General features: G+C 44.3%; 8 protein-coding genes and 1 pseudogene. 6 read left to right on the top strand and 3 right to left on the bottom strand.

What is annotated here, in order from left to right; all coding sequences use genetic code 11:
- The first annotated feature begins 87 nt into the window (after window positions 1–87).
- The 4 genes from ACOI7Z_RS26525 to ACOI7Z_RS26510 all read left to right on the top strand — a co-directional run bounded on the left by ACOI7Z_RS26525 (window position 88) and on the right by ACOI7Z_RS26510 (window position 2,393).
- The gene (locus tag ACOI7Z_RS26525) at window positions 88–354 is read left to right on the top strand and encodes a DUF1778 domain-containing protein (RefSeq protein WP_003026799.1); all 267 of its coding nucleotides are present in this window, start codon (window positions 88–90) and stop codon (window positions 352–354) included.
- Window positions 342–824 (top strand): GNAT family N-acetyltransferase, encoded by a 483-nt coding sequence (locus ACOI7Z_RS26520; protein WP_004187044.1) that lies wholly within the window; start codon window positions 342–344, stop codon window positions 822–824. The genes ACOI7Z_RS26525 and ACOI7Z_RS26520 overlap by 13 nt, the downstream gene beginning before the upstream one ends.
- Window positions 825–1,131: 307 nt before the next feature.
- Window positions 1,132–1,665 carry a hypothetical protein gene (locus tag ACOI7Z_RS26515; protein ID WP_023307520.1) on the top strand — a complete coding sequence of 178 codons (534 nt, stop codon included), beginning with the start codon at window positions 1,132–1,134 and terminating at the stop codon, window positions 1,663–1,665.
- A 5-nt stretch (window positions 1,666–1,670) separates the two neighbouring features.
- Window positions 1,671–2,393 carry a hypothetical protein gene (locus ACOI7Z_RS26510; RefSeq protein WP_023307521.1) on the top strand — a complete coding sequence of 241 codons (723 nt, stop codon included), beginning with the start codon at window positions 1,671–1,673 and terminating at the stop codon, window positions 2,391–2,393.
- Window positions 2,394–2,688: 295 nt separating this feature from the next.
- Here the strand turns inward: ACOI7Z_RS26510 and ACOI7Z_RS26505 are convergent.
- Window positions 2,689–3,633 (bottom strand): annotated as a pseudogene (locus ACOI7Z_RS26505) (ABC transporter ATP-binding protein); the annotation flags it as partial.
- Window positions 3,634–3,742: 109 nt separating this feature from the next.
- Between ACOI7Z_RS26505 and ACOI7Z_RS26500 the strand changes: the two are divergent.
- Both ACOI7Z_RS26500 and ACOI7Z_RS26495 read left to right on the top strand, forming a co-directional pair.
- Window positions 3,743–4,738 carry an IS110 family transposase gene (locus tag ACOI7Z_RS26500; RefSeq protein WP_137916392.1) on the top strand — a complete coding sequence of 332 codons (996 nt, stop codon included), beginning with the start codon at window positions 3,743–3,745 and terminating at the stop codon, window positions 4,736–4,738.
- Window positions 4,739–5,004: 266 nt separating this feature from the next.
- Window positions 5,005–5,745, top strand: a complete 741-nt coding sequence (locus ACOI7Z_RS26495) for a hypothetical protein (protein WP_137916391.1) — start codon at window positions 5,005–5,007, stop codon at window positions 5,743–5,745.
- Window positions 5,746–5,930: 185 nt separating this feature from the next.
- Here the strand turns inward: ACOI7Z_RS26495 and ACOI7Z_RS26490 are convergent, their stop codons facing one another.
- Entirely contained in the window at window positions 5,931–6,107 is a 177-nt protein-coding gene (locus ACOI7Z_RS26490) for a hypothetical protein (protein ID WP_023285926.1), read from the bottom strand.
- Window positions 6,107–6,739: a hypothetical protein gene (locus tag ACOI7Z_RS26485; protein ID WP_137916390.1), complete on the bottom strand. Its 633-nt coding sequence runs from the start codon at window positions 6,737–6,739 to the stop codon at window positions 6,107–6,109. Before ACOI7Z_RS26485 ends, ACOI7Z_RS26490 begins: the two co-directional genes overlap by 1 nt.
- Between the last annotated feature and the right edge of the window lie 402 nt (window positions 6,740–7,141).

Genomic DNA, 7,141 nt, shown 5'->3' with positions numbered 1-7,141 from the left:
TTGTTGGCACTTTGATGTGTATATCATTTGCTATACATTCGTGTTGTGTTATTCTTGTATATCAATTGCTATACAAGAGAGGTGTGTATGAAATCAGATGTTCAACTCAACCTAAGAGCTAAAGAGTCTCAGAGGGCACTCATCGATGCCGCTGCAGAAATCCTTCATAAATCGCGAACCGACTTCATTCTTGAGATGGCCTGCAAGGCTGCGGAGAACGTGATCCTTGATCGTCGTGTTTTCAATTTTAACGACGAACAGTATGCAGAGTTCATCGATATGCTCGATGCACCAGTCGAGGATGAGCCTGCCATTAATAAACTACTGGCAAGGAAACCTCAGTGGGATGTATAACTGCGCCCGAGCCGTTATCCAGCGCCCATCAACTGGCAGAGTTCGTCAGTGGGGAAACGGTACTCGATGAATGGTTAAAACAGAGAGGTTTAAAAAATCAAGCTCTTGGCGCTGCACGAACTTTCGTTGTTTGCAAGACGGGTACGAAGCAAGTAGCTGGTTTTTACTCTTTGGCCACCGGTAGCGTTAACCATACGGAAGCGACAGGCAGTCTTCGGCGTAACATGCCAGATCCTATACCGGTGATTATACTCGCTCGCCTGGCGGTAGATGTTTCATTGCACGGAAAAGGGGTTGGCGCCGATTTACTTCACGATGCGGTTCTACGCTGTTATCGCGTAGCTGAGAATATTGGCGTTCGTGCGATAATGGTTCACGCGCTTACTGAAGAAGCCAAAGGTTTCTATGCTCACCATGGATTTAAGGCATCGCAAACTTATGAGCGGACTCTGTTCCTTAAACTTCCATGACTAGTTACTGGAGTGGGGAGGTGACTGATACCGACATAATATATTGATTATCATATTATTTATTTCAATATTTAACATAATCTTTGTTATGCGTAGTGATTATGTAACTGCAATATTCTGATGTCACTTTTTGAACCCATTTATGTCACTGTTTCTGGCATAGGGAGCAAATCCTCAGGCCATGGAGACATCAGGATGCTTGTGACCATGGTAGAAAAAAATCTCTGGCAGATGCTGCTATCATATACACCATCCATCGCAAATAGGGTATAGTAGTGGTAGTGTTGATATTTAAATGAGTTAAAAAATGAGTATTTCTGAGTTGGGTGGCGTATTAAAGACAATAGAAAACATAACCAACGTCAAAGAGGAAAAAACTGATAGCGATGTGGCTTACTCTTTTGGTTCGCTAGACTATTACAATGATGAAGTCGGTATAATGTCCTATACCTACCTCATACAAACAAGAAATGAGGTAAAGTTAGTAACTTTATCGAACAGTTTCGAGTATGACACAATTGGCTTATATTCCGATACCAGATTATTTAAAATGGTGAATGATTTCAATTCAACATATATGGGATACAAGGCATTCGTATTAGAAAAAAGGAAGGATGAAAGTATTATTGGCTTGAGTCTTAAGCGAGATATGAACGATACGCTTTCAGTAACCTTCAACACTGACTTGGTTTTTTATCGTCATACAGACCTATCTAAAGAAGAAACAAAAAGATCATTTACTATTTGCTTAAATATCCTCAGTAATGCACCTTCATTATTCAGCGAAATGATGACAAAGTATGGCATTCGGCATAAAAACATATCTAACGAAAATATGTAATAAAAATGAAATTCATAACATTACTACAATATGCGATTCCATCACTCATTATATTTTTGCTAAACAAATATGTACCATCTATAGATAATTCAGCCGCTCAATTGGTATACCCAATCGTGGTTCTAGTAAGTATTTATATCTCATCTAAGCTCACTGAATCAGAAACTAACGAAAAAATAGAAAATGAGAAGAAAGGGATTAGAACAATATATTTAGAGTTACTATCAAGACAAAACAAAAGGCACTCGATAGAACTTGGTGTTATAAAAGATAAAATCAAGTCCGAAATATCAAGTGTAATTCAGGCAGAAACGATTAAAAAAGTCTCCTCCGTGGAAAGTGAGTTAACATTAGAGAAAAATAAAGCTTTTGGTGTTGCTCAAAGAAATGAAGAGTTACAGGAAGAGATTGAAAATCTTATGCTTGAAAACGATTATTATCAAAGTGAAAAAATAAAACACAATGATAGTTCGCAACGACTTTTAGACCTGATCAGGGGCTTTCATCATAACCTTGAGCAAATTCTTAAAAAAAGCAACATTGAATCTGATGAGTTGGATAAAATAAATGAATTGTCTATTGTTTTGCACAATAATATAGATGAGTTCAACAGTTCGATTCAAGATATAGTAAGGCAGGAACAATTAAGAAATGTTAACAAAAGACAGAAAAAACAAGGGGGGTATTCATTTACATCCCCTTTGGTTGGCAATAATGGCTTAAGGTAATAAAATTTCCGAATGCAGTAAGCCTAAGCCGGAAATTCAATCTTTCCGGCTCGGATCTTTCGGTTTTCTTATACCTCAATGACGCCATCAGCACTCCCCTTGATTTGTCAAAAGCATAATAAATCTTTTAAAGATCATCTTATTTTCCATTGCTTAAGTTAAAGAGTTAAAGAGTTAAAGAGTTAAAGAGTTAAAGAGTTAAATAAGTTGCTTTTTTCTTTCTGTTTTTCTACTTTCAAATATTAAAGGCAGAAAATCACATGATTATCAATAAATCTACTTACTAAAATTTTGTTCAGCAGGCGACGAGGTGCCCGTCGCCAAAATCGGTAAAGCGCTGCGGTACTCTCTGATAGCCGATGGGTTTGATCGGTTCTGGTCTTATCGGCATTGCGCTGGGGGCTCGGGGTTGCCGTCTTTGCTGAACGTCAGGTATAGGAACGGCGCTGAGCAAGTGCTGAGTATAAGGATGCTGCGGATGGTGCAACACTCGATCTCGTGGGCCGATCTCCACGAGCTGGCCGCCAAACATCACCGCTACCCGGTGGCAGATGCGCTCCACCACCGCCATATCATGGGAAATAAACAGATAGCTGAGCCGATAGCGCTGACGCAAATCTTCCAGCAGCGTCAGCACCTGCGCCTGTACTGAAACATCCAGCGCGGAAACCGATTCATCGGCGATGATCACTTTCGGGTTCAGCGCCAGCGCGCGGGCAATGCAAATGCGCTGGCGCTGGCCGCCGGAAAACTGGTGCGGATAACGCCGCATCGCTTCCGCTGGCAGGCCGACCTGCTGCAATAGCTGCGCCACCCGCTCCGTGCGCTGTACTGCGGGCATCTGCTCATGAATCAGCAGCGGCTCCCCAACCAGGTCGAAAATAGTTTTGCGCGGATTGAGCGCCGCCCAGGGATCCTGAAACACCATCTGCAAATCGCGGCGTACCGCTCTTAACGCCTCGTCCTTCAGGCCGTGCAGCTCCTGTCTGTTAAGCTGCGCGCTGCCGCTAAATGGCACCATATTCATCAGAGCTTTTGCCGTCGTCGATTTACCGCAGCCGCTTTCACCGACGATGCCCAACGTCTCGCCGGGGAAAAGATCGAAGCTGACGCCGTCGACGGCATGGACTTCGCGACGCACGCGCAGGCCGTCGCCGCGCACCGGAAAGCGCACGCTGAGGTCGCGGACGCTGAGCAACGGTCGCGTCGCCTCGACCGGCGCCAGCGCGGGCGCCTGGCCCTCCGCTTCACCTTTCACGCCAGCACATCAGGTTGAACGGTTACCGGGAGCTCGACTCCGTATGTACAAGGCGAACAGGCGTGACGGTTTATGTGAGAGGAGTTTGACCATATTTCCAGTCGGCATTGACGTAAGTAAAAACACCCTGGATCTTTGCATGCTTTATGACGGTATCAAAGGACGCATAAAAACCCGTAACATCCAGAATAACAGGCATTCAGTTGAAAATATTCTTCGCTGGCTCAGGCTTCAACATTGCAGTCCGGAAGATGTTCATGTGGTAATGGAAGCTACCGGTGTTTATCACGAACGGCTGGCCACTGAATTACATGATGCCGGTTTCCAGGTTTCACTGGCCAACCCTCACCGTAGTCGGGAGTTTGCACGTGGCATGGGAATCATGACAAAAACGGATAAGGTGGATGCATATATGCTGGCCTGTTACGTATTCCTTAAGAAGCCACACCGCTGGGAGCCGCCGGCACCCGAAATCAGATATCTCGGTGCACTCCTGCGACGGCGGGATGTTCTGCTGGGTGATGCCCTGCGTGAGGAGAACCGGCTGGAAAAATACCTGTCGACAGACACACCTGCAGATATTATCAGTTCCTGCAGGCGTATGGCGCAGCTTCTGCGCGAGGAGGTAAGTAATATCGAGCGGCAGATAAAAGCACATATCAAAGCCAGCCCTGCACTGAGGCGTGATTATACACTGCTGACCTCAATTAAATCGGTTGGTCCCCAGCTGGGGATGCATATGCTGGTCGTGCTTCGCAGCCATAACTTTGTATCGGCTGAGCAGGCTGCCGCCTTTCTGGGCGTGGTGCCGATCGAGAAACGCTCAGGCACATCGGTCCGGAGCCGACCGCGGATGTCGAAAATCGGCCCCCCTCAGTTGAGAGCGAAGCTTTACATGTCCGCCCTGTGCGGAAAAATCTACAATAAGCGAATGCGTAATATTTACGATGAGATGTGCCTGCGGGGTAAACCTAAAATGGTGGCCATTGGCGCGCTGATGCGGAAACTGGTGCACTGGTGTTATGGCGTCCTGAAGACCGGAACCGTTTTTAATGACGAAGGCCTGAAACCGGTACTGTCATCCTGACGATACCAGGCTGGCATTAAACTCAAGGTAACGCTCACTGCAATAAGTGAGCGCAGTCCGCTATGAGCGAGGAGCGGACATTGCTAACCTCACGGCTTGTTAATCAAAAGAGCGCGGGTCATATTAAACAAAATCCGCGGAAAACGGTGTATAGGACGCGAGTACGCCCTATTGCTATAGACAAGCCTGTTCAAAAATAAGGCTTAGGGTACAATCAAGTCGGATCTCGAAACTCCCCCCTGTAACTCAAAATAAGGATGTATGAAGTGGAACATAAAAAAAACAATGACGATGCCGTGTTGGCGGTGATGGAGGACATCATCAATACGTTTGATGAGTATGTCGTCTGTTTTTCGTTCGCGACTAAGGGCATCGCGAAACAGGGGGAAGAACTAGCAAAACACTCCTATGAAAAGGGGCACCGTATCTGGATCGGGTCGGATGTAGCAACAAATCCAAAGATGTACGCAAGAATAGACACGGTGGAGTGTATTGAGAAATGCAAGAAAGATGGCTATTTCTCCAACGAGTTAGCAAAATCCTTGCTAAGTATCATGTACTCCCTGTGGGATGAGGTTTATCGCCACCGGCTCGCTAAAGTTACTGGCTTAGATGCTCAGTATATTGAATGCCCTTTAATGGGCGACTTACGCAAAATCCGGCACTGCATAATCCATAACAAGTCCATTGTGCCGGACAACGGAATTCGATTTGAAGCGCTAGAGTGGTTGCTCCCACCAAGAGAGGAATTGGTGGTGACCTACAAGATGTTCCTGGAACTTAATGATGGCATACGAGGGGACAAAATGAGAATCCAGGGCTGGAGAATTCCACCACTGTTACAGGAAGTTATGCCACAAATGTCTGAAAAAGAAAGAAAAGATTTTCATGCGTTCTTCAAGAAACCGGAAAACCGAAAGAATAATGTCGAATGGCCAGGTTTGGGAAAATTTTTAGGCCGAATCAAATACTATCAGAGCAAAAACGATAGTAGCCCCAAAGCCTGAATGTGGCGCATAGCAGAAAAGTACGTGACGCTGAAGATCTGCCTTGAGCGAGAAGCTGACGCCATAGCATGAGGAATTACTCAAAATCGCGGAGTATCACCCCAATGTTGTCCATATCATGTTTTCAAGGATGGATGAACGTTCTTGAGAGGTAAGTTTTAACAAAAAGCCGACTACAGTCGGCTTTAAACTACTAAATACTTAGGTTTGGCTTTCTTTTTTTCTGTATTTTTCATTCGCTTAGCAACTTCATCCATATCGATGATATCACTGAGTAGGCGGGGCTTACTAAGATCACCAGAAGCAATCAGCTTAGCTCGTTTCAGTTGAAGCTGTTTAAGCGTTTTAGCATCTAAGTTCATTAATACCCTCCTTTAAACACTCGATTTGAGAGCGTGAATGCAAAGTCACCATTACCATTATACGAACTAAGCAAGGAAGGATCAAATGCTCCCCCACCCATTTCATAGATTGCTACTACAGCATCCCAGACAGCATCAAACTGATTTGTATAACTTATTAGATCTGTCTGTTGTTTCTTAGTTAACTTCTTCATTTTAATTGGATCATTAGCAAAAATAAAGTTTGATACTTTTTTTTGTTTCATCCGGGGTTTATGATAAATCACAGATAGTCGTGTATTGGATAGCACTCTCACTCTTGGAATGTCAGCATAAAATACAAAATAGCAAAAAACAAAAGCGGCGGCACTCATAGCAAAACCACCAAATCTCAGTTCGATACTAAGGTTTGAATTATTCAACACCGCTTTCTCAATTGTTGCTACAAAAGCGAGCATAATAGCAACTTCACCACCTTCATTATAAGTTATATTGATTATTAACTTGAGTTTATTTACGTTGTTATAGTTAGAGATAGTATCCGTTAGACTCTTAAATACGGGGTCATTGCTATCAAACGTATCTTTTATTACAAATTTTATTTGTGCCATCACAATACCATAATTAAAAAAGTCTGAAGCTAAAAGGTTCATATAAATAATACATGTCCTATACTAATAAATGAATTTAATTTTTCCTTATAGCAGCTTTAAGTGCTTTTTGAACTGGTTTGGGCTTACTGGGTCAGTCCACTCTGCTTGTCAAAGCTAGGTTCAGATGTCCATGGTGAGGCTAATTCGAAATGTCCGTTCATGGTACAAAGCAGACGTTAAAGCCTACAGCATCGGGATGCTTTCGGATGCCGCGTCAGCGGCATGGAGGCGCCAGATGAGGTTACATGTGTCTGTGGAGTCAAATGGCGCCGAAAGCCCGGCGTAGCCGGTTGCCGGGCTATAAATTCTGCCACCCTACCCCCGGCCCTGATTAGCCTTAACTTGCGAACAGCAATGAAGAAGTCAAAGTAATCCCTTTTAACCCCGGTGAGCGGGCTTTAC

Origin of the sequence: Klebsiella sp. C283 (assembly GCF_048822555.1) — a bacterium.
Taxonomy (GTDB): Bacteria; Pseudomonadota; Gammaproteobacteria; order Enterobacterales; family Enterobacteriaceae; genus Klebsiella; species Klebsiella quasipneumoniae.
Note: the sequence above shows the minus strand (reverse complement) of the source record. Positions and strands in the feature narration are given on the sequence as shown.